Origin of the sequence: Comamonas sp. (assembly GCF_036643215.1) — a bacterium.
Taxonomy (GTDB): Bacteria; Pseudomonadota; Gammaproteobacteria; order Burkholderiales; family Burkholderiaceae_C; genus Comamonas.
This window is the reverse complement of record NZ_JAVXSJ010000019.1, coordinates 31,824-58,309: the sequence shown is the minus strand read 5'-3', so window position 1 is coordinate 58,309 and position 26,486 is coordinate 31,824. Positions and strand designations below refer to the sequence as shown.

Annotated in this window: 25 protein-coding genes; 9 read left to right on the top strand and 16 right to left on the bottom strand. The window is 59.2% G+C overall.

Annotated features, from left to right (window positions below):
* The first annotated feature begins 125 nt into the window (after positions 1-125).
* The 5 genes from RSF91_RS13825 (at position 126) to RSF91_RS13805 (ending at position 2,875) form a co-directional block, all read left to right on the top strand.
* Positions 126-428 carry a helix-turn-helix domain-containing protein gene (locus RSF91_RS13825; protein WP_332568959.1) on the top strand — a complete coding sequence of 101 codons (303 nt, stop codon included), beginning with the start codon at positions 126-128 and terminating at the stop codon, positions 426-428.
* Positions 429-553: 125 nt separating this feature from the next.
* The gene (locus RSF91_RS13820) at positions 554-1,159 is read left to right on the top strand and encodes a GAF domain-containing protein (protein WP_332568958.1); all 606 of its coding nucleotides are present in this window, start codon (positions 554-556) and stop codon (positions 1,157-1,159) included.
* Positions 1,160-1,237: 78 nt separating this feature from the next.
* Positions 1,238-1,492 (top strand): hypothetical protein, encoded by a 255-nt coding sequence (locus tag RSF91_RS13815; RefSeq protein ID WP_332568957.1) that lies wholly within the window; start codon positions 1,238-1,240, stop codon positions 1,490-1,492.
* 196 nt (positions 1,493-1,688) lie between these two features.
* A complete protein-coding gene (locus RSF91_RS13810; RefSeq protein WP_332568956.1) occupies positions 1,689-2,279 on the top strand; it encodes a chromate transporter in 591 nt (196 codons plus the stop codon).
* Positions 2,276-2,875: a chromate transporter gene (locus tag RSF91_RS13805; RefSeq protein ID WP_332568955.1), complete on the top strand. Its 600-nt coding sequence runs from the start codon at positions 2,276-2,278 to the stop codon at positions 2,873-2,875. The genes RSF91_RS13810 and RSF91_RS13805 overlap by 4 nt, the downstream gene beginning before the upstream one ends.
* Before the next feature lie 71 nt (positions 2,876-2,946).
* Here the strand turns inward: RSF91_RS13805 and RSF91_RS13800 are convergent, their stop codons facing one another.
* Entirely contained in the window at positions 2,947-3,723 is a 777-nt protein-coding gene (locus RSF91_RS13800) for an SIR2 family NAD-dependent protein deacylase (RefSeq protein WP_332568954.1), read from the bottom strand.
* Between the two features lie 201 nt (positions 3,724-3,924).
* Here RSF91_RS13800 and RSF91_RS13795 point away from each other — a divergent pair, with 201 nt between their 5' ends.
* Positions 3,925-5,760, top strand: coding sequence for a hybrid sensor histidine kinase/response regulator (locus RSF91_RS13795; protein ID WP_332568953.1), 1,836 nt, complete (start codon positions 3,925-3,927; stop codon positions 5,758-5,760).
* A 102-nt stretch (positions 5,761-5,862) separates the two neighbouring features.
* Here the strand turns inward: RSF91_RS13795 and rlmB are convergent, their stop codons facing one another.
* On the bottom strand, positions 5,863-6,657 hold the full coding sequence (gene rlmB, locus RSF91_RS13790; protein ID WP_332568952.1) for a 23S rRNA (guanosine(2251)-2'-O)-methyltransferase RlmB: 795 nt from the start codon (positions 6,655-6,657) through the stop codon (positions 5,863-5,865).
* 306 nt (positions 6,658-6,963) lie between these two features.
* On the opposite strand from rlmB, the gene sstT reads away from it, so the two are divergent.
* On the top strand, positions 6,964-8,196 hold the full coding sequence (gene sstT, locus RSF91_RS13785) for a serine/threonine transporter SstT (RefSeq protein WP_332568951.1): 1,233 nt from the start codon (positions 6,964-6,966) through the stop codon (positions 8,194-8,196).
* Between the two features lie 86 nt (positions 8,197-8,282).
* On the opposite strand, the gene RSF91_RS13780 is transcribed toward sstT, so the two are convergent.
* A complete protein-coding gene (locus RSF91_RS13780; RefSeq protein ID WP_332568950.1) occupies positions 8,283-8,963 on the bottom strand; it encodes an ABC transporter ATP-binding protein in 681 nt (226 codons plus the stop codon).
* Between RSF91_RS13780 and RSF91_RS13775 the strand changes: the two genes are divergently transcribed.
* On the top strand, positions 8,962-9,699 hold the full coding sequence (locus RSF91_RS13775) for an arylesterase (RefSeq protein ID WP_332568949.1): 738 nt from the start codon (positions 8,962-8,964) through the stop codon (positions 9,697-9,699). The two genes, RSF91_RS13780 and RSF91_RS13775, sit on opposite strands and share 2 nt — an antisense overlap.
* A gap of 11 nt (positions 9,700-9,710) precedes the next feature.
* Here the strand turns inward: RSF91_RS13775 and RSF91_RS13770 are convergent, their stop codons facing one another.
* From RSF91_RS13770 to RSF91_RS13750, 5 genes are all read right to left on the bottom strand, one after another.
* Positions 9,711-9,941, bottom strand: a complete 231-nt coding sequence (locus RSF91_RS13770) for a hypothetical protein (RefSeq protein ID WP_332568948.1) — start codon at positions 9,939-9,941, stop codon at positions 9,711-9,713.
* Between the two features lie 20 nt (positions 9,942-9,961).
* Positions 9,962-10,768, bottom strand: a complete 807-nt coding sequence (locus RSF91_RS13765) for a DUF2189 domain-containing protein (protein WP_332568947.1) — start codon at positions 10,766-10,768, stop codon at positions 9,962-9,964.
* A gap of 245 nt (positions 10,769-11,013) precedes the next feature.
* Positions 11,014-12,237: a PLP-dependent transferase gene (locus RSF91_RS13760; RefSeq protein ID WP_332568946.1), complete on the bottom strand. Its 1,224-nt coding sequence runs from the start codon at positions 12,235-12,237 to the stop codon at positions 11,014-11,016.
* 85 nt (positions 12,238-12,322) lie between these two features.
* The gene (locus RSF91_RS13755) at positions 12,323-12,829 is read right to left on the bottom strand and encodes a BON domain-containing protein (RefSeq protein WP_332568945.1); all 507 of its coding nucleotides are present in this window, start codon (positions 12,827-12,829) and stop codon (positions 12,323-12,325) included.
* 167 nt (positions 12,830-12,996) lie between these two features.
* On the bottom strand, positions 12,997-14,253 hold the full coding sequence (locus RSF91_RS13750) for an MFS transporter (protein ID WP_332568944.1): 1,257 nt from the start codon (positions 14,251-14,253) through the stop codon (positions 12,997-12,999).
* A gap of 268 nt (positions 14,254-14,521) precedes the next feature.
* On the opposite strand from RSF91_RS13750, the gene RSF91_RS13745 reads away from it, so the two are divergent.
* Positions 14,522-15,565 carry a patatin-like phospholipase family protein gene (locus tag RSF91_RS13745; protein ID WP_332568943.1) on the top strand — a complete coding sequence of 348 codons (1,044 nt, stop codon included), beginning with the start codon at positions 14,522-14,524 and terminating at the stop codon, positions 15,563-15,565.
* Positions 15,566-15,628: 63 nt separating this feature from the next.
* Here the strand turns inward: RSF91_RS13745 and RSF91_RS13740 are convergent, their stop codons facing one another.
* The 8 genes from RSF91_RS13740 to RSF91_RS13705 form a co-directional block, all read right to left on the bottom strand.
* Positions 15,629-17,488, bottom strand: coding sequence for an acyl-CoA dehydrogenase (locus tag RSF91_RS13740; protein WP_332568942.1), 1,860 nt, complete (start codon positions 17,486-17,488; stop codon positions 15,629-15,631).
* A 121-nt stretch (positions 17,489-17,609) separates the two neighbouring features.
* Positions 17,610-18,785, bottom strand: coding sequence for an acetyl-CoA C-acyltransferase (locus RSF91_RS13735; RefSeq protein ID WP_332568941.1), 1,176 nt, complete (start codon positions 18,783-18,785; stop codon positions 17,610-17,612).
* Positions 18,786-18,829: 44 nt separating this feature from the next.
* Positions 18,830-20,929: a 3-hydroxyacyl-CoA dehydrogenase NAD-binding domain-containing protein gene (locus tag RSF91_RS13730; RefSeq protein WP_332568940.1), complete on the bottom strand. Its 2,100-nt coding sequence runs from the start codon at positions 20,927-20,929 to the stop codon at positions 18,830-18,832.
* Positions 20,930-21,167: 238 nt separating this feature from the next.
* Positions 21,168-21,863 carry an ABC transporter ATP-binding protein gene (locus tag RSF91_RS13725; RefSeq protein ID WP_332568939.1) on the bottom strand — a complete coding sequence of 232 codons (696 nt, stop codon included), beginning with the start codon at positions 21,861-21,863 and terminating at the stop codon, positions 21,168-21,170.
* A gap of 1 nt (position 21,864) precedes the next feature.
* Positions 21,865-22,689 carry an ABC transporter ATP-binding protein gene (locus RSF91_RS13720; protein ID WP_198460942.1) on the bottom strand — a complete coding sequence of 275 codons (825 nt, stop codon included), beginning with the start codon at positions 22,687-22,689 and terminating at the stop codon, positions 21,865-21,867.
* A 3-nt stretch (positions 22,690-22,692) separates the two neighbouring features.
* On the bottom strand, positions 22,693-24,033 hold the full coding sequence (locus tag RSF91_RS13715; RefSeq protein WP_332568938.1) for a branched-chain amino acid ABC transporter permease: 1,341 nt from the start codon (positions 24,031-24,033) through the stop codon (positions 22,693-22,695).
* Between the two features lie 3 nt (positions 24,034-24,036).
* A complete protein-coding gene (locus RSF91_RS13710; RefSeq protein ID WP_332568937.1) occupies positions 24,037-24,990 on the bottom strand; it encodes a branched-chain amino acid ABC transporter permease in 954 nt (317 codons plus the stop codon).
* A 101-nt stretch (positions 24,991-25,091) separates the two neighbouring features.
* The gene (locus RSF91_RS13705) at positions 25,092-26,327 is read right to left on the bottom strand and encodes a branched-chain amino acid ABC transporter substrate-binding protein (RefSeq protein WP_332568936.1); all 1,236 of its coding nucleotides are present in this window, start codon (positions 26,325-26,327) and stop codon (positions 25,092-25,094) included.
* Positions 26,328-26,486 lie beyond the last annotated feature (159 nt).

The window sequence follows — 26,486 nt, the reverse complement described above, 5'->3', positions numbered from 1 at the left end:
GCGCACTCCTATGGTTGTATTGGGCACGATCATGCTCGCACACTATGCAGGCGTCATGTCCATGCACGTCGATTTTTCAGCTTGGCAGGCATTTCAGGGCACGCAAAAAGCGTACATTCATACGCATGATCTCTGAACTCATTACCACCCTGGCCCAGACCCGCAAGGCCGCCCGCATCACCCAGGCCGACTTGGCCGAGCGCGCTGGCTTGTCGCGCATGGCGGTGCAGCGCACGGAAACCGGCGATGTGGACCCGCGCTTTTCCACCCTGCAGGAAATGGCCCGCGTACTGGGCATGGAGCTGATTGCCGTGCCTGCTGCTTTGCACGGCCAAGTACAGACCTTGATTCAGTCGGCCAGCAATGCACAAACACCCGCCGAATCGCCTGTCGATTCACCTGCCAGCCAAGCTGCCGAAAAATCCTGAAGCCCTGAAACCGGTGCTGCGCCGAGCCTGCTTTTAGCCAAAATTCTTACGTCTTGTTAATGAGTCGGTTGAAGGTGTTCGGCAACAATGGTCTGGTTTTTGTAACGCAGTCCGAGGTTTGAGAGATGGCTATTCACAATTGGGATTACGCACCAGAGGCATTGGAGGTTCAGGTCAGCGAGTTGCTGCTGGCCACCGCCGACCAGAGTGATGAACTGATTGATGAAAATGTGCGTCAGGTCTTGCACGACCTGCGCCAGCATCTGTCCATGGAGGTGATTTTTGTCTCCGAAATTCGCAACGGTCAACGCATGTTCAAGCATGTAGATACCGCAGTGGGCAAAGAGCTGATTGCCACCGGCGGCGGCGGCCCGCTGGAAGAGTCATTTTGCCAGTGCGTGCTCGATGGTCGCCTGCCCAGTCTTGTCAACGACGCTGCCACACACCCAGCCTTCCCTCTGCTGCCCGTCACGCCGTTTCGCGTTGGCGCGCACATCAGCACGCCCATCGTGCTGGCCAGTGGAAAGATCTACGGCACGCTGTGCTGCTTCAGTCAGGGCGCCGATGAAAATCTGACGGCCAAAGACTTGAACAAGCTCGAATGCATCGCCAAGATTACCGCCAAGCGAATCGACATCAAGCAGGCTCGTCAGTTGCAGGAACAGCTATCAAAATGGGAGCTGCAACCACTTGAAGAGAAAAACGCATCCAAGAATTTCATGAAAAAGTGACGAGCGACGCCTCGTAAACTCTGACTCGCCTGCCTGTTACAGCCCGTAAGATGCAGCTCCAGTCATCAGGGAGGCTTCATGGATTTTTTAGGAAATCAGAGCAGCGAGATCAAAAAAATGAAGGCGCAGCTTCTGGCTCTCGAAGCGCTTAACTTGGCCTTGATTGAAGCGCTTCGCCCAGAACTGCGAGAAAAATTAGAAAAGCACTTTGAGTGCTATTCCGAAAAGATGAAAACCCAGGTGCTCAACTCCATGGCCACAGATGAGCTGTATGGGTGCTTGCTCGAATCCCTCGATTGTTACCAGCAAAGCCTCAAACAGACCACCGGCTAGCAAGTCCAAATCTGCTTACAAGCAACCCTCCATCATTACCACCGTACTGACTGCGCAGCCATCTGCCTTGTGCAAGGCGGTATGAGTGCAACTGATAGCTGATATAGCCGCCAAGGCATGTTCAGAAAGCATCAAGCAATTCATAATTGATAGCAATATGTGCTGATTGCATGCACATATATCAATAGTTGCACGCATGAGCCTTGGCCCTACACCTCCTTCCGCCTTACTGAACGAGCGCCCTCGACCTCGTCACCTGCGCGAACTGTTCTGGTCGCTGACCTTTCTGGCCCTGCAGGGCTTTGGCGGCGTACTGGCCGTGGTGCAGCGCGAGCTGGTCGAAAAGCGCCAGTGGCTGAGCAACGAGGAATTCATGGAGGACTGGGCCGTGGCCCAGATCATGCCCGGCCCCAATGTGGTCAACCTCTCCATCATGCTGGGCGAGCGCTACTTTGGCTGGCGCGGCGTGCTGGTGGGGCTGTGCGGCATGCTGGCCTTTCCCATGCTGGTGGTCATCAGCCTCACCCTGGTCTATGCGCAGTTTGCAGGCAACCCGGCTGTTGCCGGGGCGCTGCGCGGTATGGGCGCCGTGGCCGCCGGGCTGGTGGCGGGCATGGGCCTCAAGCTGGCGGGCACACTGCGCAAGCATCCGCTGGGCAAATGGTATTGCGCAGGCCTGGCCATTGCCGCCTTTGTGCTGGTGGCCGTGCTGCGTCTGCCGCTGTTCTGGGCTCTGGTTTTGGTGGGCGGCACGGGCTGCGTGCTGACATACCGGAGGCTGACATGAACAACTTGCTCATTCACCTGACGGCCATGGACTGGCTACACCTGCTGGTTTATTTTCTGACGCTGTCGCTGATGGCCGTGGGCGGCGCGATTACGGCTGCACCCGATATGCACCGCTATCTGGTCGACGGCAATCACTGGCTGACCGAAACACAGTTCACCAGCTCCATCGCCATTGCACAGGCCGCACCCGGCCCGAATGTGCTGTTCATTGCCCTGCTGGGCTGGAATGTGGGACTGAACGCTGGCGGCGGCAGCGGCCCTCAAGCATGGACCTTGGGCGCACTGGGCGTGACCATCAGCATGGTGGGCATCTTGTTGCCAAGCTCGCTACTGACCTGGCAAGCGTCGCGCTGGGGTCAGCGCAACCGTGACAAGCGCGGCGTGCGCGCCTTCAAGCAAGGCATGGCACCGCTGGTAATTGGCCTGCTGCTGGCCACAGGCTGGCTGCTAGGCAGCGCCAGCGGTCAGTGGCAAAAGGACTGGAAGCTGTGGCTGCTGAGCCTTGTGTGCACGCTGATGGTCTGGCGCACACGCATTCATCTGCTGTGGCTGCTGGGCGGCGGTGCCCTGCTGGGTGCGCTGCATTGGGTGTGAAAATCAAAGCAAAACAGGCCACTAGCGCTTATGGATAAAGCGCTAGCAGCTATCAATTTGATGCAAACCCATCAAAGTTCAAGACTTGAAAACAGCAAAGGCAACACCTGCGCAGACGGCATGGCGATGAGATGATCGGCCACAGAGTCCAGCTCGCTCGCATGGGGGTTGATGATGACCACGCGTGAATCCGTGCGACGCGCAATCTTTGCCAGACCCGCTGCGGGATAGACCGCCCCCGAGGTGCCCACCACCAGCATCAGCTGGCACTCTTCAGCCGCCTGCTCTGCCTTTGCCCAGGTAGCGCCGGGCAAGGACTCCCCAAACCACACCACCGCGGGGCGCAGCAAGTTGCCACATGCAGGGCAATGGGGCGGCTCACCCGGCGCGGGGTTGTCCAGATCACACTGGGCGCAACGGCGGTTCAGCCAGCGGTTTTTTCTCAGCTCGCCATGCAGACTCAGTACATCGCGGCTGCCCGCCTGCTGATGCAGGCCATCCACGTTCTGTGTAATCAGGGTCATTCGCCCGGGATGCTGCTGCGCCCATTGCGCCAGTGCCAGATGCCCGACGTTGGGCTGCACACCGGCGATCTGCGCACGTCTGTGCTCATACCAGCGCCAGACATAGGGCGGGTCCTTGCGATACCCCGCCTCGCTGGCCATTTCTTCGGGCTTGAACTTCGCCCAGTAACCACTGGTGTCGTCTCTGAAAGTCGGCACTCCCGATTCGGCGCTGACGCCGGCCCCCGTCAAAACGGCCACGTGCGGCGCCTCGTGAATCCACTGGCGTACGGTTGCAATGGAACTCGCCCACGTTGAAGAATTGTCAATAAGTGCTTGAACCAAGGGGAAGTCCTTAAAAATCAAGAAGCAACGTGAAATACTTAAAGTTCACTGCGAGACCTTACATTGCTAGAAATTGCAACCAACCAGCACATGAACGAATCGGGGCGACTTTTCGCACTTCAGCAAGCCATGATGCCAGCTGCCTTGGCATGGGGACTTGTTGATGCCCAAACGTTGGATTTAAGCTTTAGCAACCCGGCCTTGCAGCGTCACCTGCAGCTCTGCCGCCTGCCCACCCCCTTTAAACTGCAAATATTTACACAGGCTAGGCAGGCCATTGCCCAATGCATTGAAACGGGGCAAGACGTCAGCACCGCATTACCCGGCACCACCGGGTGCTGGCACTTTTCCCCGGTTCATGGCGATGCGGGCCTTGATGCCGTGCAGTGTTATGTGCTGCCGCCCTCAGTCACCCTCAACCAGCCCGAACTAGAGCTGGGACTTGGCCATGCCAACCACTTTGAAGCCTTTTTGGACCACCTGCCTTACCAGGTCTGGATTGCAACGCCGCACGGCGAGCTGACCTGGTTTAACCGCGCCCTGCATGAATATGCCTACGGGCAAGTGCAGACCTTGAATCTGAATGAAGGTATCTGGATCGATATCGTTCACCCCGATGATCTGGCCACCGTCAACACCGGTTTGTCACGCGCGCTGATCACGGAGAAGTCGACGGGCTACCGGCTGCGCATCAAGCAGCACGGCGGTGATTACCACTGGTTTTTTGCCTCGCTCTCGCCCGTCAAGAACGATGCAGGGCAAACGCTGTACTGGGTCGGTGCCAACCTCAGCATTGATGGCCTGCGGCAGTCCGAGAATCGGCTTCGCGATCAGGTCACAACGCTCAACCACCAGCTGATGCTCAAGCAGCGGGCGCTGGAGCAATCCGAGACCTATCTGGCACAGGCGCAGAAGATGAGCATGGTGAACCAGCTCTCGGCCGGCGTCGTGCATGACATGAAGAACCTGCTCTTCATCACCGGCCTGCATGCTGGTCTGCTGGAAAAGCATCTGGCCGAGCCCGAGCAGCGCGAGCATGTGGATGTGATTCTCGACACCATTCAGAAAGCTGGCAGTCTGGCCTCGAATTTGACCGGATTCAGTAGCCGCAAATCAATGCAGCTAGCCGCCGCCGATCCGCGTGCGCTAGTCCATGATCTGGAGCCCCTGCTGACCAAGGCCGTGGGGCAGAACGCAGGCCTGCAACTGCATATCGCCGCCAGCGTCTGGCCCATCAGCGTGGACAGGCTGTATTTTGAAAATTCGTTGATCAACCTCTGCATCAACGCACGCGATGCGACCGAAGCGCACGGCCAGATCACGTTGGCAATGGAAAACGTGCTGCTCAAGCGCCCCAGCCATGCGGGTGAGTATGTGATGGTCAGCGTGGCCGATAACGGCATGGGCATGAACGAAGAGGTGCTCGCCCGCGTCTTTGACATGTTCTTCACCACCAAGCCCGAGGGTAAAGGTGCGGGTCTGGGCCTGCCCATGGTGAAAAATTTCATAGACCATGTCCACGGCTTGATTGAGGTGGAAAGCACTCCGGGTCTGGGCACCACCGTCAGCCTTTATTTTCCCCGTGCCCAGCCTCTGCCTGCATCACCAGACTCGCACGAGAGCAGCGCTGAAGGCAAGCAGGCGGCGATATTGCTCATAGAACCCGACCTGGACACCCGCAACGCCATGGCTCAGCGCCTGTATGAACAGGGCTATGGGGTCGTCACGGCCTACCAGCCTGAAGTCGCGCTGCGCTACATCAGCAACGGCATGAAGGTGGATCTCATCATTGCCTCCGATCAGGTTCCCGGCCTGATGAGCGTTGCGCAGATGCAGGAAAAGCTCAGGCTGGAGGAGCGGCGCATCCCCATCGTCTTCACAACCGGCGCAGCCCCCACCGAACGGCCAGATGCCAGCGACTGCGTGGCCCTGCCCAAGCCGCTGGACATGGATTTGCTGGCTCGCACAGTGCAAGACCTGCTGGATGCGAATCGCGCAGACCCGGCCGAGTCCCCATTTGACCAGTCACCGGCCTGAAACCAGCCTGAAAGCGCAAGCTCAATCACTCATAAATAGCCATGAAAAAGGCGCCTCTGCTTTAGCAGAAGGCGCCTGTCTGGCTTAAAGCCGAGGCGGGAATCAGATCTTGGCTGTACCGGCAGCACCACCAACAGCCACAGCACCAGCTGCCACACGCTGGCGCAGAGCCTCGTACAGGCAAACACCGCTGGCCACGGACACATTCAGGCTTTCCACCGCACCCTGCATGGGGATGCTGACCAGCGCGTCGCAAGTCTTGCGGGTGAGCTGACGCATACCATCACCTTCAGCACCCAGCACCAGCGCCGTAGGGCCAGTCAGGTCCACCTGGTAGAGGTGCTTGTCGGCATCGCCGCTGGTACCAATGATCCAGACACCGCGATCCTTGAGTTCTTTCAGGGTGCGGGCCAGATTAGTGACCATGAAGTAAGGCACAGTCTCAGCCGCGCCGCTGGCCACCTTGGCCACAGTGGCGTTGATGCCAGCCGCATGGTCCTTGGGGGCGATCACGGCGTGCACGCCGGCGCCATCGGCCACACGCAGGCAGGCGCCCAGATTGTGGGGGTCGGTCACGCCGTCGAGTACCAGCAGCAAAGGCGCCTTGACGCCGTCGGCCTCAAGATCTTCCAGCAGCTCATTGAGCGTACGCGTGTCCTTGATTTCTTCCACGCGTGCAGCGACGCCCTGATGACCATGCGAGCCAGCCAGCTTGGCGATACGCAGGGAATCGGCTTCGATCAGGCGAACGCCGGCTTCCTTCGCACGGTCCAGAAACTGGCGCATGCGCGCATCGCGGCGCGAGGACTCGAAATAGACTTCGACGATGGATTGGGGGGCGGTCTTCAGACGCACGCCGACGGCGTGAAAGCCGAAAAGAACTTTGGGGGACGACATAGGGCCACATTATCCCGGCCTTTTCATCAAGCATGGATCGCGCAGGGCCATGCCTGGGCTGGCTGCTGTGTTTTTTTATTGCCGCTACACTGCGCCCCCTAAGGGCGAAGCCGCCACTCATCAAGCAGTACCTGCCATGTTTTTGCCGGGTGCAAGTCTTTACATGACGCGCTGAGATCGTCCCGCTGCGCAGGCACAGACCAGCGCCTCTGACCACGAAAACGGCAGGCCACCTTCTTCACCATGTGTATGCATGGCGAGATTTGCCCGTGCCCCCACTCACCCCTTCCACAATAAATACTCAGCATGCTCAACGCTTTGCTCGACAGGCTTAACCGCACCAGTCTGGTGCTACAGATTGTGATTGCCCTGGTTCTGGGCGGACTCGTGGCTTGGCTCGCGCCTGCTGCGGCCCAGCCTGCCTCCCTCTTGGGCACGCTGTTCATATCAGCCCTCAAGGCCGTCGCACCGATACTGGTGTTTCTGCTGGTGATTGCCGCCATCAGCAACCACCGCCCCGGCCAGGAGACGCAGATCAAGCCCGTCATCTGGCTGTACCTGATTGGCACACTGGCTGCGGCCTGCGTGGGCGTTGCTGCCAGCATGCTGTTCCCCTCGGTCATTCACTTTCGTGAAGCACCTGCCGCGCAGGGTGTGCCCGGCGCCATCAGCACGGTACTGATGAATGTACTCAAAAGCGCGTTCGACAACCCCGTCAACGCCTTGCTGCAGGCCAATTACATCGGCATTCTGGCCTGGGCCATTGCGCTGGGTGTTGCGCTGCGCCACGCCAATGAAGTCACGCGCACCGTGCTGGATGATCTGGGCAAGGGCATCACCCGCATCATTCAGGGCATTATTCGACTGGCACCTTTCGGTATCTTCGGTCTGGTCGTTGCTACCTTCTCTGAAGGGGGTCTGGATGCCCTCAAGGACTATGCGCACCTGCTGATCGTTCTGGTGGGCTGCATGCTGTTTGTGGCACTAGTGGTCAACCCCATCATCGTCTGGACCCAGACCCGCCGCAACCCCTACCCACTGGTTCTGACCTGCCTGCGCGAAAGTGCTGTCACGGCCTTCTTCACCCGCAGCTCGGCGGCCAATATCCCCGTCAATCTGGCTCTGGCTGAAAAGCTCAAGCTTGACGAAGACACCTACAGCATCTCCATCCCACTGGGCGCCACCATCAACATGGCAGGGGCGGCCATCACCATCAGCGTGCTGTCGCTGGCCGCCGCTCACACACTGAATATTGCAGTGGATATTCCCACCGCCATCTTGCTGTGCGTGCTGGCGTCCATCAGCGCCTGCGGCGCCTCAGGCGTTGCCGGTGGCTCGCTGCTGCTGATTCCGCTGGCCTGCAGCCTGTTCGGCATCTCTAACGATGTGGCCATGCAGGTTGTGGGCGTGGGCTATGTGATCGGCGTGATTCAGGATTCGACCGAGACCGCCCTCAACTCCTCCACCGACGTACTGTTCACCGCCGCCGCCTGCCGCGCTGCCCAGCGCAAGGCCGGTGAAGAAGTGCCCCGTATCTGATGCAGATTTGATAGCTTCAAGCGCATACTGCACCTACGCAAAAGGCCTGTTTGATACAGGCCTTTTGTGTTTTCAGGGCATCAAGATCAAACCGCCTGACCGGCCTCAATCGTGATACTGCGATCGCACTGTGCAGCAATCCCCCGGTCATGTGTGACCAGAATCAGCGTCGTGCCGCGCTCGCGGTTCAGGGCAAACATCAGCTCCATGATGGTCTGGCCGGTGGCGAAGTCCAGGCTGCCCGTGGGCTCGTCCGCCAGCAAGACAGCTGGCTCCACCACAAAGGCCCGCGCCAGGGCCACGCGCTGCTGCTCGCCGCCCGACATCAGCTTGGGGTAGTGATTGAGACGCTGGCCCAGCCCCACACGCTCCATCATCTGTGTGGCGCGTGCTCTGGCATCGCGCTGGCCATCCAGCTCCAGCGGCAGCATGACGTTTTCCAAAGCGGTGAGATTGCCCAGCAGCTGAAAGCTCTGGAAGACAAAGCCCATCTTCTGCGCCCGCACTGCTGCACGGTCGTCTTCGCTGAGCGAAAACAAGTCCTGGCCCTGGAGCTGAACCGTTCCACGGCTGGGGGTATCAAGACCCGCCAGAATCGACAGCAAGGTGCTTTTGCCCGAGCCCGATGCGCCCACAATGGCTACGGTTTCGCCCTCAGTGAAGCTCAGATTGATATCCCGCAAAATATCCAGCACGCCGGTGGAGTCGCTGACCGACTTGGACAGTTGCTCAACCGCAATCAAAGGAATGGCAAGAGTTTTGGACATGAATCAATTGGACAAAAATAACACCAAGGACAGCCGCCAGAACTTTGCTCTGCAGCGTCGTCACTGTATCGCTGTTGCGCTGATGCTAGCAATTTCGGGGACTTGCGGTGCAGCCGCCGCATCTCACGGAAAAGCCAAAGAAGCGGCCAAGCCCGCTGCATCGACCGCGCCTTTAAAGCCCGGCCCGGTGCTGGTGCTGGGCGATTCCCTCAGCGCCGAGTACGGGCTCACGCGCGGCAAGGGCTGGGTGCAATTGCTGCAGCAGCGTTTGGACGATGAAAAAATCCCGCGCAAAGTGGTCAACGCCAGCATCAGCGGCGAAACCACATCCGGTGGCAGGTCACGACTGCCATCGCTGCTGACCCAGCACCAGCCGGCGCTGGTAGTGCTTGAGCTGGGCGGCAATGACGCCCTACGCGGACTGGCGCTGCAAAGCACGCAGAGCAATTTGCAAGCCATGGTCAAAGCATCAAAAGACTCCGGTGCCCAGGTGCTGCTGGTGGGCATGCAGGTGCCCCCCAATTACGGTGCGGCCTACACCGAGCAGTTTGCCAGCGTGTTTGAAAAGATTGCCAGCGAGCAAAAGCTGCCGCTGGTGCCGTTTCTGCTCTCTGGCTTTGGCGATGCGCCAGATGCCGCGCAATGGTTTCAGTCAGACCGGATTCACCCCAACGCCAAGGCCCAGCCACTGATGCTGGGCAATGTCTGGCCCAAGCTCAAGCCGCTGCTGAAATAAGAGCAGCGGACTCAGTCGCCACTGCTGCCGCCGCCATCCCCGCCACCGTCGCTACTGCTGTCCGAGCAGCTTGAACTGTCGCTTTCATCGCCGCCTGAGCCGTTGAAGTAGCTGTCATTGAAGACATCGCTGCCATCATCGCGGCTGCTCGATGAAGTCCAGCCCTGGGATGCATCTGAGCCGCGCCCCATGTCTGCGGGCTGCGGCGTAAAGACTTTTTTCAACCAGTTCAAAAACTCCATGGCACTCTCACTTTTCTGATTCAGGCGGCAGCATCGGCTTTGGCCTTCACTTCAGCGCTGACGCTGGCGCGGTAAGCATGCCAGCTGGCGCAGCCCAGCACCGGCCCCACCACAATCAAGCCCACGCTGTAGAACAAGAAAGATGCGGCGATCAGCGCGGTGATGATCATCCCCCAGAGCAGCATCACCCCCGTGTTGCTGCCCACCACGCGCATGCTGGTGATGCAGGCCGTCAGTGCATCGGTATCCAGATCCAGAATGGTGGGCAAAGACACCACCATGCTGGCAAACACTAGGCCCGCAAACACGGCGCCGACCGCCGTGTAGATCAGCAAAAACTCCCAGTTTTCGGGTCGTAGCAGGGTCTGCAGCATATTGGCGGTGGTGGGCATGCCCGTATCAAAAGAAATAGCAAACACCACCATGGCGGCGCGGCCCCAGAGCATTTCCAGCACCATCAGCACCATGACCAGCATGCCCATGCTGGCCAGATGTGAATCCCAGCAGGTCAGCGACTCGGACAGCAGTGGCGGTTTGCCCTGCTCCAGCTGCTTGCTTACGTAATACAGGCCCATGGCCATGAAAGGCCCGATCAGCAGACAGCCGCTTGCCATGGACATCACATACTCAGGGCTGGCCCTGAATACCCAGACCATCATTCGCGCCATGCCCCAGAAGCACAGGCCATAAAACAGCGCAATGCCCGGCGCCCGGCGCACATCGCGCAGGCCTTGCGCCAGCCACCGCCAAGGGTAGGCCCAGCTCAACCGCTGTATTTGTAGATTGCCGGACTCTGCCTTGACTTCGGATACAGGGGACGCTTGCATGCGAGAACCTCCTTGTGACCCGTGCGCCGCAGTGCTGCGTGCACTTGATGAGTACAAGTTAACTGCTCACGCTTTAATCGGCATTGCGGAAAGCCCGCATCCGCCTGCGGGTGCGCCATTGATCAAAACAGAAGCGGCCAGCGCCTGTATCTGCTGAATTTCAGACATGAAGTGCCGTGAAATCAGCCTGTACAAGGCGCTGGCCGCTTTTATTTCAATAGCGGATCAATCGCATTACCTTCACTTTAGCCAAAGGCTTTGACCAAGGCCTGCGCCAAGTCAACCTGCAGATCGGCCGCATCTTCCAGGCCAATGGCGAAGCGCACCACCGTGCCGGGTTTGATATGCGGCGTAGCGCGGCTGCGCATTTCTGGCAGTTCGTAGGGCACAACCAGACTGACCGGGCCGCCCCAGCTGTAGCCCAGCTTGAACAGGCGCAGGCTGTCGCAGAAGCGGTCAACCGCCGCCTGGTCAAAGCGCTCGTCAATCACCACGCTGAACAGGCCAGCGGCCACGCCTTCTGCGTTCTGACCCTGAGCACACAGCTGCTTCCAGTGCACATGGCCCGGCGCATCAGGCATAGACGGGTGCAGCACCTGGGCCACGGCGTTTTGCGTGGCCAGCCACTGTGCCAGCTGGCGCGCGGCGCGGTCTTGGGCGTGGTAGCGCAGGCCAATGCTGGGCAGGCTGCGCAGCACGGATTCCGCATCATTGCCGCTCACACCCAGCCCCATGCGCATATGGGCCAGCTTGATGCGCATGTGCAGTGGCTGGTTGCGCGTGATGATGCTGCCCATCAGCACATCGCCGCCGCCACTGGGGTACTTGGTCAGCGCATGGGCGGTGACGTCCACGCCCAGACTGCCGTCGCCCAGCAAGTCAAAAGGACGGAAGGCCAGGCCTGCGCCCCAGGTGTTGTCCAGCACCGTCGTCACGCCTTTTTCGCGGCAAAGGCGCACCTGGGCGATGAGGTCAGGAAACTCCATGGTGACAGAGCCCGGCGCCTCCAGCCACACCAGCTTGGTAGCGGGCGTGATCTTGGCGGCCAGGTCCTCCACATTCATGGGGTCGAAATACTGGTGAGTGATTCCGAAATGGGCCAGCTCACCTTCGGTCAGAGTCTTGTTGGGGCCGTAGGCGTTGTCAGGCACCAGCACCTCATCGCCAGTCTTCAGCAGCGCCAGCGACACCGTGGCAATGGCCGCCAGCCCGCTGGGCACCAGCAGACACTGCAAACCCCCTTCAAGCGATGCCAGACGTTCTTCCAGCGTATAGGTGGTGGGCGTGCCGTGCAGCCCATAGGTGTAGCTGCTCTTGTCCAGCCAGCGACGATCGCGCATGGCCTGCACATTCTCGAAGTACACCGTCGAGGCCTTGTGTACTGCGGTCAGCGGGCCTTCAAAATCCGCTGGAGGCTTGTACGGATGGTGAATCAGATGGGTGGAGAGCTTTTGATCGGCTTGGGTCATGAAGCCATCTTAGCTGCCGCATCGACGAAAAAAAGCCAGAGGGCTTGCGCACTCTGGCTTCATACGAGACGGTAGCTGAAGAGTATCAGCCAGCCTTCACGGTCAGATTGTTGTTGACCGAGGTCACGCCCTTTGCGGCCTTGGCGATATCGCCAGCCTGTGTCTTGATGGCATCAGTCGGTACGGTGCCCGACAGGGTCACGGCGCCAGCCTTGGTGTCCACATTGATTTGCAGTGCGCTGATTTCAGGCGCCTTGATCAGATCGGTCTTGACCTGAGCGGTGATGCCTGCATCGTCCAGTGCTGCGCCAGCCTTGGCGGCGCCTTCTTCAATCTTGTTGCCTGCTGCATCAGCGGCGTTGCTGACTTTCTCGCCAGCCTTGTCCAGTGCATTTGCGGTGGCATCGCCAGCCTTGACTGCACCGTCTTCAATCTTGCTGCCGACATTTTCAGCGGCTTGCTGCGTCTGGGAGATTGCAGAGTCCAGCTTCTGGCCTGCAGTCTTGTCCTCCGACTTGCCGCAGGCAGCCAGGCCAAAAGACAGAGCAGTAATGGCAAGGATTTGTGCGGAACACTTAAAAAATTGAGTCATCGCTATTGCTCCCTTATTTCTTACATAAATTTGACGGTTAACTTTAACGACTCAATATTTGCACCCTCATACGAACTATTCGCGCATGACCGTAGGACAACTCTGATGCCGCCTCTGGAAATATGCTCGTTGACAACCTGGGCCGCAATAGTAGTTAGCCTGACATTTCAGGCCTCTGGCTTCGCCCTCATGCGTGGGTGCCGTACAAATGCCAGCCCCAGCACAGAGCCCAGCACCATCACAAAGCAGGCAAATGCGGTCACGGCCGCCTGAATGCCCCAGCGATCGGCAATCCAGCCCACCGCCATCATGGGCAGCATGGAGCCCAGCAAGCCAATCGTCTGATAGGTGGACAGCATGCCCGCCCGGTTATCGGGCCGCGCAATGCGGCCTACCATGGTCATGCCCGCCAGCATGCACATGCCGTGGCCCAGTGCGGTCAAGCTCACACCCAGTACAAACAACAAGGTTGATCCCATCTGCAAGTTCACAACCAGCATGGCGTTGCTGGCCACCAGCAGCGCCATCCCGGTGAATCCGCAGCGATGCAGCGCCAGCCGCGCAGCCACCAGCTGGATGCAGGCAGACACCAGCAAAATGACCGCAATCGCGGTGCCAATAACGACCGGGCCGCTCCACGGAATCATCTGCTGCAAGAACAGCGGTGCCATGGATGCATAAAGACCAAAAACGCCAAAGGCCACAAACGGATAGCCACAGGTCAGGATGAAGGCCAGAGAGTCCTCACCCGCAGGCCAGGTCAACCGGGGCCTGCAATCTTGCCAGCGCAGGCGGCTGGGTCCTGATGCAGCCTGTGATGCGGATTGCGGCAGCTTCAGCAAGGCGATGGCCGCGACACCCGCACAGCCCAGCACCAGTGGCGCTACATAGGCCATCATCAAGGGCTGCGGCAGCCACTGCCCGGCCATACCGCCAATCAGCGGCCCCAGACCAAAACCCAGCACATTGAGAAAGCTGGCTACCATGGCCACGCGCTGGGGGCGCAGCCCGGTAGAGCCGCTGGCGGCCAGCACCGTCAGCCCCGTGGTAGCGCTGATGGTGATCAGGCTGGAAGCCACTCCCACCATGAAGCGACCCACGATAAGACTAGGCAGATTCCACGCCAGCATGGAGATCAGCGTACCCACCAGCGTCAGCAACAAAAAGCACAGCAGCACGCGCTGAAAGCCAATGCGATCGGGCAGTCGCCCCAGAAACAGCAGCGCACACAGGCCGCCGCACATATAAAGCACATAGATCATCGAGATATCGCTGGCCCGCAACTGCCAGGCCTGCTGGTACAGCGCATACAGCGGGCTGATCAGCGCCGCGCCCATGACACCGACCACCAGGGCGAAGCCCACCCACCAGGCAGAGGCCTGCGTGGCTGCGGCGCCTGCCTGCCATGTATTGCTTTGCGGCATTGTTTTGTCTCTTTGATGAGGCTGTCAGGCACCGTCAATGAGCCATCGAATGACTCTGCGCGCATGCTCTGCAGCCACTTGCTTGTGATGAAAACATTATCTGCAGCAGAGCTTTGGCATGCATAGACCAAACAGAGGATATAAGCCTCCAGCGCTTATTGATCATGTGCATACAGCTATGTTTTCAGAAGCAAGAATGTCGCCATCAAAGCCAGAATAAACACCAAAAGCTATACTTTGCGGCCTAATGACAGCAGGATCCCCCGGCATGAGCCCGAATGCTTTTTTGCGCCCTTTGGTCTGTTTGAGCCTGCTTGGCCTTGCCGCCTGCGGCAGCAACCCACCCTCCCCCACCGCTGCGGCCAATGCGCCTTCCTCCTCGCCAGCCACCACGGCATCTGCGCCCCCAATCAAGATTGGTCTGGCTCTGGGCGGTGGTGCAGCCAAGGGCTTTGCCCACATCGGCGTCATCAAGATTCTGGAGGCCAACGGTCTCACCCCTTCGTTTGTCGCAGGCACCAGCGCAGGCAGCGTGGTGGGTGCGATGTATGCCAGCGGCATGAATGCGTTTGAGCTGCAGGAAAAAGCCGTGGCACTCGACGAAGCCAAGATTCGTGACCTGCAGTTTTCCTCGGGCGGCCTGGTGCTGGGCCAGAAGCTGGAAGACTATGTAAACGAGCAAGTGCAGCGCAAGCCCATGGAGCAGTTAGCCAAGCCCTTTGTGGTCATCTCCACCCGTCTTGAAGATGGCGAGCGCACCGTGTTTGCGCGCGGCAACGTGGGCCAGGCCGTGCGCGCCTCCAGCAGCGTGCCGGGTGTGTTCCAGCCCGTGACGATTGGCAAGTATCACTATGTGGATGGCGGTATCGTCAGCCCCGTTCCCGTGGATGCCGCGCGCAATCTGGGTGCCGACATCGTGATTGCCGTGGACATTTCCAACAAGGCCAGCGGCAAGACCCCTGCCAACATGCTGGGTGCGCTCAACCAGTCGATTGCCATCATGGGCCAGAAACTGGGGCAAGCCGAGCTGGCACGCGCCGACATCATCATTCGCCCCAAGGTTCTGGACATTGGCCCGGCCGATTTTGCGCAGCGCAGCCACGCGATTGTGGAGGGCGAGAAAGCCACCACTGCCCTGATGCCGCAAATCCGCGAACGCATTGCCCAGCTGCGCGCCGAACGTACCAAGGCCATGCAGACCGCACAGCTCAAGGCGCAGGAAGACAAACACCAGGAATGCCTGAAACAGCGCTCGAGACTGCAAAAGCTGTCCGGCATGGTTGGCATGAGTGATGACTGCGAAAAGCCCTGAAGCTGCACCTACTCCATAAAAAAGCCCGCTACTGCGGGCTTTTTTGATGCCAAAACTAGGTTTTCAGAAGGCTTCTTCTTCCATATTCGCACAAGTCATATCCCGTGCCTTGACCACCTGCAGCCATGCGCCGATACGCGGCAGCTCGTAGTGAAAGAAGTAGCGCTGCGCCGCCATGCTGCCGCGGTGGGCCGCAATCGCCAACCCCTCGTCCTTGGCCAGCACGGTCAGTGCCACATCCAGCCAGATCCAGCCCAGCACAACATGACCAAAGGCCTGCATATAGGGCACGGCATTGGCCAGCGCTTCCTGCGGATTGTCAGTGGCCCAGGCAGCCTTGGTGGTAGAGCCCACATCCGCCAGAGCCCGGGCCAGCTGGTTGGCATAGGTACTCAGCTTTGCCTGTTGCAGCGCCTTTTGAATCGTGGCGTTGATGCGCGTGGCCAGCAGTTGCAGACCCTTGCCGCCCTCCATGATGACTTTGCGGCCCAGCAAATCCATGGCCTGAATGCCATGCGTGCCTTCGTGAATCATGTTCAGGCGGTTGTCGCGCCAGTACTGCTCCACCGCAAAGTCGCGCGTGTATCCATAGCCGCCATGAATCTGAATGGCCAGAGAATTGGCCTCCAGGCAGAACTCGCTGGGCCAGCTCTTGGCAATGGGCGTCAGCACCTCCAGCAGCAGCTTGGCTTGTGCCGCCTGCTCGCCCTCGCCCGTGTTCTGCTCATCCACCAGTTTTGCGCACAGCAGGTTCAGCGCCAGCGCGCCTTCGCAATAGGCTTTTTGCGCCAGCAACATGCGCTTGACATCTGCGTGCTCAATGATGCGCGACTGCGGCTTGCTTGCATCTTTGCCGCCGCTACCAATCGGGCGACCTTGCGGGCGGCTTTGCGCATATTCCAGACTGGCGTAATAGCCCGCCATGCCCAGCATGGATGCAGCCATTCCGATGGAGATGCGCGCCTCGTTCATCATGTGGAACATGCACTTGAGACCCTCACCAGGCTTACCCACCAGATAGCCAATGGCTCCGGCCCCATGGCCGTCAAGCCCGCCACCCTGCTCGCCGCGGACCGGGTACTTGCCTTCACCAAAATTGAGCAGCGTATTGGTCGTGCCGCGCCAGCCCAGCTTGTGGTTCAGACCTGCCAGCGCCACATCATTGCGCTCGCCAGTCAACTGACCTTGGGTGTCGACCAGCTTTTTGGGAACGATGAACAGCGAGATACCTTTGACGCCGGGCACAGGCTTGCCATCGGGGCCGGGAATTTTGGCCAGCACCAGGTGCACGATGTTTTCGGTCAGCTCATGGTCTCCTGCGCTGATCCACATCTTGTTGCCCTTGAGGCGGTAACGTGGCCCCAGCGCTTCGCTTTCAAAATCAGCACCATCGGGCTCGGCCCGCGTGGCTATATCGGACAGGGATGAGCCCGCCTGCGGCTCGGACAGCGCCATGGTGCCAGCCCAGCGGCCGTTGAACTCATTGGCGGCAAACACGGTTTTTTGCAGCTCCGTTCCGTGGGCCATGATGGCGTTGGCATTGCCCGACGTCAGCATGTTCGAGCCAATGCTGATCGAAGCGGCGGCAAAAAAACAGTTGGCAGCTGACTCCACCACATAGGGCAGCTGCATGCCGCCAATTTCATAATCTTGCGCAGCGCTGAGCATGCCTGAGTCGGCATAGGCCTCGCGGGCGTCGTAGGTGCACTGGGGCAAGATGACTTTTTCGCCATCAAACTGCGGCTCCTGCGTATCCACCGTGCGATTGAACGGCGCGTATTTCTCACGGGCAATGCGCTCGCAGATGTCCATCACGGCATCAAAGGTGTCGCGCGAATGGTCAGCAAAACGGGGGCGGCGGCTCAAATCTTCGGCCTGCAGCCAGTCGTAGAGCAAGAAATCAATGGTGGAGCGCAGGCGCATATCAATATTCCATCAAAAACTGCTGCAGCGCTTTACCAGTCAGCGCTTACAGCTATCAATTTCAATAAACACAGGCCCATAAAAGGCCGCACCCTTGCGGGACTGCGGCCTTGAGCAGTGTTTAAAGAACTTCGAAAACAGCCGCTGCACCCATGCCGCCGCCGATGCACATGGTCACGCACACGCGCTTGGCACCGCGGCGCTTGCCTTCGATCAACGCATGGCCCGTCAGGCGCTGGCCCGAGACACCATAGGGGTGACCCACGGCAATCGCACCGCCGTTGACGTTGAGCTTGTCAGCAGGAATGTCCAGAAAATCGCGGCAATAGATAACCTGTACGGCAAAGGCTTCGTTCAACTCCCACAGATCGATGTCCTTCACCGACAGGCCCAATTTTTTGAGCACCTTGGGAATGGCATAGATGGGGCCAATACCCATCTCATCAGGCTCGCAACCAGCCACCGCAAAGCCCAGAAAGCGACCCAGGGGCTTAAGGCCCTTGCGCGATGCATAGGCTTCGCTGACCACGGCGCAGGCCCCGGCACCGTCAGAGAACTGGCTAGCGTTGCCGGCCGTAATCACACCGCCGGGCAATGCGCTGCGCAGGCCGCTGATGCCTTCTTTGGTAGTGCCTTCGCGAATGCCTTCATCCTGGCTGACGGTCACTTCCTTGGTGATCAAGCCGCGCACCTTGTCCACCACGCCCATCACCGTCTTCATGGGAGCGATTTCGGCTTCGAACAGACCGGCTGCCTGCGCGGCAGCGGCTTTTTGCTGGCTGGAAGCACCGTACTCATCCTGCGCATCGCGGCTGATGTTGTAGCGTTTGGCAACCTGCTCGGCCGTCTGCAGCATGTTCCAGTAGATCTCGGGCTTCATGGCAGTCAGCTCGGGGTCAAACGCCATATGCGGATTCAGGTGAGGCTGAACACAGGAAATGCTTTCCAGTCCACCGGCCACCAGCACATCGTTTTCGCCCGCGATGATGCGCTGGGCCGCCAGTGCGATCGACTGCAGACCCGAGGAGCAGAAGCGGTTGATAGTCATGCCGGATGTCGTCACCGGCAAACCAGCGCGCACGGCAATCAGGCGGGCGACGTTGGCACCGGTCGTGCCTTCGGGCAGCGACATGCCCATGATCACGTCTTCGACTTCAGCGCCATCGATGCCGGCACGCTCCACGGCGGCCTTGACTGCATGAGCGCCCATGGTCGGGCCGTAAGTCATATTGAAAGCGCCCTTCCAGCTCTTGGCCAGCGGGGTACGGGCGGTAGAAACAATCACTGCGGATGTCATGTTCTGTCCTTTAAATCTGGGAGTTGCTTGGCTTGATCATTCGCTTAAGCGAACTGCTTGCCTTCGGCAGCCAGTTGGGCCAGCAGCGGCGCGGGCTGCCAGAACTTGGCATCGTCATTGGGGTTCTGGGCAAAGCGACCCATGGCCTGCACCACGTTGAACAGGCCCACTTCGCCGGCGTAATGCATGGGGCCACCGCGCCACAGCGGGAATCCGTAGCCAGTCAGATAGACCATGTCGATATCGCCGGACTTACCTGCAATGCCTTCTTCCAGAATGTGCGCGCCTTCATTGACGAGAGCGAACACCAGTCGCTGCACGATTTCCTCATCTGAAATCTTGCGCGGCGTAATGCCAAGGCTCTTGCGGTGCGCATCAATCATTTGGGTGACCACATCAGACACCAGCGCATCGCGCTTGCCGGGCAGGTAGTCGTACCAGCCCGCACCAGTCTTCTGACCGAAGCGGCCCAGCTCGCACAGGCGGTCTGCGCTGGCGCTGTACTTCATGTCGGGCTTTTCCTGATAACGGCGCTTGCGAATGGCCCAGCCAATGTCGTTACCGGCCAGATCGCCCATGCGGAACGGGCCCATGGCAAAGCCGAATTTCTCGATGGCCTTGTCCACCTGCTGGGGCGAAGCGCCCTCGTCCAGCAGAAAGCCCGCCTGGCGCGAGTACTGCTCGATCATGCGGTTGCCGATAAAGCCGTCGCACACGCCCGAGACCACCGCCGTCTTTTTGATCTTCTTGCCCACCTTCATCACCGTGGCCAACACATCCTTGGCCGTGGCTTTGCCGCGCACCACTTCCAGCAACTTCATCACATTCGCGGGGCTGAAGAAGTGCATACCGACCACGTCCTGCGGGCGCTTGGTGAAGGCGGCAATCTTGTCCACATCCAGCGTGGAGGTGTTGGACGCCAGAATCGCACCGGGTTTGGCCACCTCGTCCAGCTGCTTGAACACGACTTCTTTGACACCCAGCTCTTCAAACACGGCTTCGATAATCAGGTCGCAGTTTTTGAGGTCCTCATAAGCCAGCGTGGTGCTCAGCAGCGCCATGCGCTGGGCGTATTTGTCTTCCTTGAGCTTGCCTTTTTTGACCTGCGCTTCGTAATTCTTCTTGATCGTGGCAACGCCGCGTTCCAGCGCCTCGGCTTTAGTCTCCAGAATGGTGACTGGGATGCCAGCATTCAGGAAGTTCATGGCGATGCCGCCACCCATCGTGCCCGCACCAATCACGCCCACAGCCTTGATGTCACGCACCGGCGTATCGCTGGGCACATCGGCAATTTTTGATGCCGCACGCTCAGCCATGAACAGGTGGCGCAGCGCGCGCGACTCGGGCGTCATCATCAGCTGCATAAAGGCCTCGCGCTCCAGCGCCATGCCTTCGTCAAACTTCTTGGTGGTGGCGTTCTTTACCGCTTCCACACAGCGCATGGGTGCCGGGAAGTTCTTGGACATGCCCTGCACCATGGTGGCTGCAAACTCAAAGTAGGCATCGCCCTTGGGGTGTTTGCATGGCAGGTCACGCACGCGTGGCAGGGGGCGCACATCGGCCACTTCCAGTGCAAAGGCTTTTGCCTCGGCCATCAGGGTCTCTGGCGATGCTGCCATCTTGTTGAACAGCTTCTGGCCCGGCTGCATGGCCAGCATTTCGCTCATCACGGTCTCGCCGCTGACAATCATGTTCAGTGCGGGTTCCACACCCAGTGCACGTGGCAGGCGCTGCGTGCCACCTGCGCCGGGCAGCAGGCCCAGCTTGACTTCAGGCAGGGCCACGGCCGTGCCGGGCGCAGCAATGCGGTAATGACAGCCCAGGGCCAGCTCCAGCCCACCGCCCATGCAGACGCTGTGAATGGCGGCGATCACAGGTTTGGTCGACAGGTCCAGTTCCTGAATGACGGAGATCAAATGCGGCTCGCGGTAGGCATCTTCCTTGCCGAACTCGGTGATATCGGCTCCGCCCGAGAAGGCCTTGCCAGCACCCGTGATGACAATGGCTTTCACCGCTGCATCTGCCAGGGCCTTGTTCAGACCATCCACAATGCCGCGGCGTGTGGACAGCCCCAGGCCATTGACCGGCGGGTTGTTCAAGGTAATGACGGCGATGGCACCGTCCACTTTGTATTCAGCAGTCATGCTGTTGTCCCCTATGCGATAGAAAAGAACGATCGTGCGTTTTTGATTGTAGGAATTTCTGGGCAATGCGCCACTGCGGTTTGTCCCGACCGAGACAAGCAATCACCAAGTCTTGGCAAAACCCTCCCCCCCAACCCAGAGACATCAAGCAAGGGCCGCCCCGCAGCGAAGATGTCGTCCCTCTCCCGCAAAGCAAGAGAGAGAGGGGGGAAGGCGCAAAGCGCCTCAGGAGGAACCTTCAGACTTCCAGCCACTCCTTGCGCACTTTTTCATTGGCGCGCAGGCTGTCAGGGGTTCCGTCAAAGACGATATGGCCATGGCCCATGACCAATGCCCGGTCTGAGATATTCATGGCGATGGTCAGCTTTTGCTCAATCAGCAGCACGGACACGCCGCGGTCCTTGATCTTTTTGAGGTACTCGCCCACCAGCTCGACGATTTTTGGAGCCAGACCTTCCGTGGGTTCATCAATGATGATGAGATCGGGGTCGCCCATGAGCGTGCGGCACAGCGTGAGCATCTGCTGCTCGCCGCCCGACATCACGCCCGCCTCGGTATGCTGGCGCTCCTTGAGTCGCGGGAACATGTTGTACATGTCGTCAAAACCCCAGCGGCTGCCTTTGCTCTTGCCTTTCTGACCCAGCATCAGGTTCTGATGCACGGTCAGGTTCGGGAACACATCGCGGCTTTCAGGCACATAGCCAATGCCCAGATGGGCGACCTCATAGGCTTTTTTGCCTTTGAGATTCTTGCCCTTCCAGTCAAGAGCGCCCTCCCAGTGCACCAGTCCCATGATGGCCTTGGCCGTCGTGGAGCGCCCCGAACCATTGCGCCCCAGCAGCGCCACAATTTCACCGGCATTGACCTGAAAGTCCACGCCATGCAGCACATGGCTTTTGCCGTAATAGGCATGCAGATCATTAATCTTCAGCATCTCAATGCCCTCCCGCCTGTTGATCTGCCACGGAAGAACCCAAATAGGCTTCCTGCACCCGCGCATTGGCACGCACCGCCTGTGGTGTGTCAAAGGCAATCACCTCGCCATAGACCACCACGGCAATCTTGTCCGCCAGCCCGAAGACCACGCCCATGTCGTGCTCCACCGTCAGCAGCGTTTTGCCTTCCGTCACTTTTTTGATGAGCTGGATGAAATGCGCGGTTTCGCTATTGCTCATCCCTGCCGTGGGTTCGTCGAGCAGGATGACGCTGGCACCGCCGCCAATGGTGATGCCGATCTCCAGCGCACGCTGCTCGGCATAGGTCAGGTTCACGGCCAGCGTGTCGCGCTTGCGGTGCAGGCCAATCATCTCCATCAGCTCATTAGCGCGCTCATTGGCGTCATGCAGATTGGAGAGAAAGCGCCAGAAGCTGTAGCGATAGCCCAGGCTCCAGAGCACGCTGCAGCGCAGGTTCTCAAACACCGACAGCTTGGGAAAGATATTGGTGATCTGAAAACTGCGCGACAGGCCCATGCGGTTGATCTCGAACGGCTTTTGCCCGTTGATACGCTGGCCGTGGAGCAAGATGTCGCCGCTGCTGGGCTCAAAGCGGCCGCTGATCAGGTTGAACAGCGTGCTCTTGCCCGCACCATTGGGGCCGATGATGGCAATGCGCTCGCCCGCATTCACAGCCAGATTGGCACCGCGAATGATTTCAGTCTTGCCAAAGTTCTTGCGCAGGTCGCGCAGCTCCAGCGCATAAGGCTTGCCTGCAGACTGAGTTGCTTGCGCAGTTGGTTGATGAATGGCAATGCTGGACATGGATCAACCCTCCCCTTTCTTGATGCTTTCTTCTATCGCTTCCTGAATCTGGCCCCAGCGGCGCGCCGTCACGCGACGCGCGGTCTCCAGCAAGCCCAGCCCCACTACAAAAATCACAATGGCAACCGTCCAGGTGGCGGCAACGCTGGTGTCCAGCTGCGTGCCCATGAATGGAACCTTGGAGCCCATCGCTGCGTTGAGCTGCATGTGATAGATCATCTCGATCAGCGAAGCCGCACCGACCAGCGTGATTGCGCCTGCCACCAGTACGCCCAGATAAGGCTTGATCAGGCGCTTGAAGTGGCCGAACTTGGCAACGCGCAGATTCATCATGATCAGGCTGGCTACGCCGCCGGGTGCATACATGACCATCAGCAAAAAGACCAGACCCAGATACAGCAGCCAGGCCTTGGTCAGCTCGGACAGCAGCACCGAGGCCAGCACCAGCAGCACAGCGCCGATGATGGGGCCGAAGAAGAAGGTGGCACCACCCAGGAAGGTGAAGAGCAGATAGCCGCCCGAACGCACCACGCTGACGCTATCCATGGCCGTGATGATCTCGAAATTGATAGCAGTCAACCCGCCACCAATACCGGCAAAAAAGCCCGCAATGATGAAAGCAAAGTAGCGCACACGCTGGGTGTTGTAGCCCACAAACTCCACACGCTCGGGGTTGTCACGCACAGCATTCAGCATGCGGCCCAGCGGTGTGCCGGTGAAGGCGAACATCGCTGCAGTGCAAACAAAGCAGTAGGCCGCAATCAGGTAGTAAACCTGCAGACCCGAGCCAAAGTCCAGCCCGAAGAACTTGCTGTAGACACGGTCCGTGGTGATGCCGCCCTCGCCACCAAAGAACTCTGGGAACATCAGCGCCATGGAGGCGACCAGCTCACCCAAGCCCATGGTGATCATGGCAAAGGTGGTGCCCGATTTTTTGGTAGTCACATAGCCAAACAGAGCAGCGAAGAACATGCCCGCAATGCCGCCCACAATGGGGATGAGCACCAGCGGAATAGGCATGGCACCGGCGGCCGCCTTGTTCATGGCGTGAATGGCCAAAAACGAGCCCAGACCCGTGTACACCGCATGCCCGAAGCTCAGCATGCCACCCTGCCCCAGCAGGATGTTGTATGACAGGCAAATGATGATGAGGTAGCCAATCTGGCTGAGCATGGTCAACGCCAGCGAGCTGGTGAAGATCATCGGTGCCACGATCAAGGCCAGCGCAAACAGACCCCAGATCAGGATACGCCCGATGTTCAGGGGCTTGAAGCGGTAGTGCGCCTGCGCCTCGCCCTTGTCTGCAGCAGAAGAATTCATGGAAGTTTTTGCAATCGAAGACATGGCTTAATCTCCTCTCGTGCCCAGCAGGCCCTTGGGGCGGAAGATGAGAATCAACACCAGAAACAGGTACGGCAGAATGGGCGCAACCTGCGACAGCGTCAGGCGCAGCACAGGCCAGCCAAAGGTGGATTCATTGACCGTCTGGCCCATGGAGGCAAACAGCCCGGCCAGCGACCAGTCCAGCGCCACGGCAAAGGTCTGCAGCACGCCAATCAGCAGCGAAGCGACAAACGCCCCTGCAAGTGAGCCCATGCCGCCCACGACCACCACCACAAAGATGATGGAGCCCACCGATGCCGCCATGGCAGGCTCGGTCACATAGGTATTGCCGCCCAGCACGCCCGCCAGCCCGGCCAGCGCACAGCCGCCGCCGAACACCATCATGAAAACGCGGGGCACGTTGTGGCCCAGCGCCTCGACCATGTCGGGGTTCTTCAGTGCAGCCTGAATCACCAGCCCAATACGGGTGCGAGTCAGCAGCAGCCAGACCGCCACCAGCATCAGCATGGCCACCAGCATCACAAAAGAGCGTGACTTGGGGAACTGCGTGCCGTACAGCGTAAACAGCGGGCCTTGCAGTGCGGTCGGCAGCGCATAAGGCACGGTGCCGCGGCCCCAGATCAGTTGCACCACTTCCAGAATCAGGTACGACAGGCCGAAGGTCACCAGCAGCTCTGGCACATGACCGTATTTGTGCACGCGGCGCAGGCAGTAGCGCTCAAACAGCGCGCCCAGCACGCCTACCAGCACGGGGCACAGAAGCAGTGCAGGCCAGAAACCCACAATGCCGCTGAGCGTGTACGCGAAATACGCGCCCAGCATATAGAAGCTGGTGTGGGCGAAATTGAGCACGCCCATCATGCTGAAAATCAGCGTCAGGCCCGAGCTAAGCATGAAGAGCAGCAGCCCGTAGCTCACGCCGTTGAGCATGGATATGGTGAAAAATTCAGGCGTCATCGACAAGCCTTGTTCTCAAAAAAGCAAAGAGATCGCTGCAGCCCGGCGCCTGTTGGGCTTTTTTATGGATGGCGCACCGGCTGCAGCACGAGGGTGATGGCTCAGCTCGGGCGCTTCATCTGGCAACTGGTGGGCGTGCTGGCCACATAGGGCTCGTAGTACTTCACCGGCGCAAAGGTGTAGCCGGTGTTTTCCGCGTCATACGGGAACTTGCCGCCAGCCTTTTGCCACTTGGTGATGTACAGGCCCTGTTGCAGCTGGTGGTCAGACTTGCGCATCTCAACGTTGCCGTTGAAGCTCTTGAGCTTCATTCCTTCGAGTGCCGCAGCGACCTTGACCGGATCGGTAGAACCCGTCTTCACAAAGGCGGCATCCAGCAAGGCAAACACGTGATAGATGGAGCTTTGCGTGAGGTCGTCGCTGAACTTCTTCTTGAAGCTAGCCATGCTGGCCTGAATGGGCTGACCCATGTTGTAGTGACCATAGGCCACCGTGTAGACCTTGCCATCAGACGCCGCGCCCATGGCCGTGGGCGAACCGGCGCCAAAGGCATAGTAGGTAAAGAACTTGACGTTGTTCAGACCCGCATCATTGGCGGCCTTGATGAGCAGCGACAGGTCGGCCCCCCAGTTGCCAGTAATGACGGTGTCGGCACCTGACTGCTTGATCTTGGCGATATAGGGGGCGAAGTCACGCACCTGCGCCAGCGGCGAAAAATCATCGCCCACAATTTGCACATCGGGGCGCTTGGCTTTGAGTAGCTCCTTGGCGTACTTGGATACCTGCTGGCCGTGGCCGTAGTTCTGGTTGATCAGATAGACCTTCTTGACCTCGGCATCGTCCTTCATGAAGGTGGTCAGCACTTCCATCTTCATGGAGGTGTCGGCATCAAGGCGGAAGTGCCAGTAGCTGCATTTGCTGTTCGTCAGGTCAGGGTCAACGGCTGCATAGTTGAAATACAGCAGCTCCTTGCCCTTGTTGCGGTTGTTGTGCTTTTCCAGCGCATCCATGATGGCCAGCGCCGGGCCGGAGCCGTTGCCCTGTGCGACATAGCGCACGCCCTGATCCATGGCGGAGCGCAGTGCGGCCGTGGTTTCTTGCGGGCTGAGCTTGTTGTCCAGCGCCACCACCTCGAACTTCACACCCGAGGCATTTTTTTGATTGAATTCTTCGGCCAGCAGCTGAAAAGTCTTGAGCTGATTGGTACCCACCGCCGCCATCAGGCCAGACAAGGGATCAATCCAGGCCATCTTGACCGTCTCGCCTTTTTGAGCCCAGGCACCACCCGCACTCACCGCCATAGCCGAAACGGCCACTGCACGCATAACCCATTTCATACTTGTCTCCTTACCTTGTTTTTGCTAGTTAATGACGCCAATCTACCGGCCGGTAGACTTTTCCCCGTGGGGGAAAGCCTTAGTAACTATCACGCAGGCGACTTTCATGGCGGTTTTGAGGCCGTTGCCGACACTTGGGTGACACATGCAGAAATTTGC

Coding starts and splice junctions, on each gene's coding strand:
- RSF91_RS13780 (WP_332568950.1), bottom strand. CDS start 8,963: ATGTCCAAAACTCTTGCCATTCCTTTGATTGCGGTTGAGCAACTGTCC.
- rlmB (WP_332568952.1), bottom strand. CDS start 6,657: ATGTCGTCCCCCAAAGTTCTTTTCGGCTTTCACGCCGTCGGCGTGCGT.
- RSF91_RS13755 (WP_332568945.1), bottom strand. CDS start 12,829: ATGACTCAATTTTTTAAGTGTTCCGCACAAATCCTTGCCATTACTGCT.
- RSF91_RS13710 (WP_332568937.1), bottom strand. CDS start 24,990: ATGACGCCTGAATTTTTCACCATATCCATGCTCAACGGCGTGAGCTAC.
- RSF91_RS13825 (WP_332568959.1), top strand. CDS start 126: ATGATCTCTGAACTCATTACCACCCTGGCCCAGACCCGCAAGGCCGCC.
- RSF91_RS13820 (WP_332568958.1), top strand. CDS start 554: ATGGCTATTCACAATTGGGATTACGCACCAGAGGCATTGGAGGTTCAG.
- RSF91_RS13750 (WP_332568944.1), bottom strand. CDS start 14,253: ATGCCGCAAAGCAATACATGGCAGGCAGGCGCCGCAGCCACGCAGGCC.
- RSF91_RS13810 (WP_332568956.1), top strand. CDS start 1,689: ATGAGCCTTGGCCCTACACCTCCTTCCGCCTTACTGAACGAGCGCCCT.
- RSF91_RS13705 (WP_332568936.1), bottom strand. CDS start 26,327: ATGAAATGGGTTATGCGTGCAGTGGCCGTTTCGGCTATGGCGGTGAGT.
- RSF91_RS13730 (WP_332568940.1), bottom strand. CDS start 20,929: ATGACTGCTGAATACAAAGTGGACGGTGCCATCGCCGTCATTACCTTG.
- RSF91_RS13775 (WP_332568949.1), top strand. CDS start 8,962: ATGAATCAATTGGACAAAAATAACACCAAGGACAGCCGCCAGAACTTT.
- RSF91_RS13805 (WP_332568955.1), top strand. CDS start 2,276: ATGAACAACTTGCTCATTCACCTGACGGCCATGGACTGGCTACACCTG.
- RSF91_RS13735 (WP_332568941.1), bottom strand. CDS start 18,785: ATGACATCCGCAGTGATTGTTTCTACCGCCCGTACCCCGCTGGCCAAG.
- RSF91_RS13770 (WP_332568948.1), bottom strand. CDS start 9,941: ATGGAGTTTTTGAACTGGTTGAAAAAAGTCTTTACGCCGCAGCCCGCA.
- RSF91_RS13745 (WP_332568943.1), top strand. CDS start 14,522: ATGAGCCCGAATGCTTTTTTGCGCCCTTTGGTCTGTTTGAGCCTGCTT.
- RSF91_RS13765 (WP_332568947.1), bottom strand. CDS start 10,768: ATGCAAGCGTCCCCTGTATCCGAAGTCAAGGCAGAGTCCGGCAATCTA.
- RSF91_RS13715 (WP_332568938.1), bottom strand. CDS start 24,033: ATGTCTTCGATTGCAAAAACTTCCATGAATTCTTCTGCTGCAGACAAG.
- RSF91_RS13760 (WP_332568946.1), bottom strand. CDS start 12,237: ATGACCCAAGCCGATCAAAAGCTCTCCACCCATCTGATTCACCATCCG.
- RSF91_RS13815 (WP_332568957.1), top strand. CDS start 1,238: ATGGATTTTTTAGGAAATCAGAGCAGCGAGATCAAAAAAATGAAGGCG.
- RSF91_RS13725 (WP_332568939.1), bottom strand. CDS start 21,863: ATGCTGAAGATTAATGATCTGCATGCCTATTACGGCAAAAGCCATGTG.
- RSF91_RS13720 (WP_198460942.1), bottom strand. CDS start 22,689: ATGTCCAGCATTGCCATTCATCAACCAACTGCGCAAGCAACTCAGTCT.
- sstT (WP_332568951.1), top strand. CDS start 6,964: ATGCTCAACGCTTTGCTCGACAGGCTTAACCGCACCAGTCTGGTGCTA.
- RSF91_RS13740 (WP_332568942.1), bottom strand. CDS start 17,488: ATGCGCCTGCGCTCCACCATTGATTTCTTGCTCTACGACTGGCTGCAG.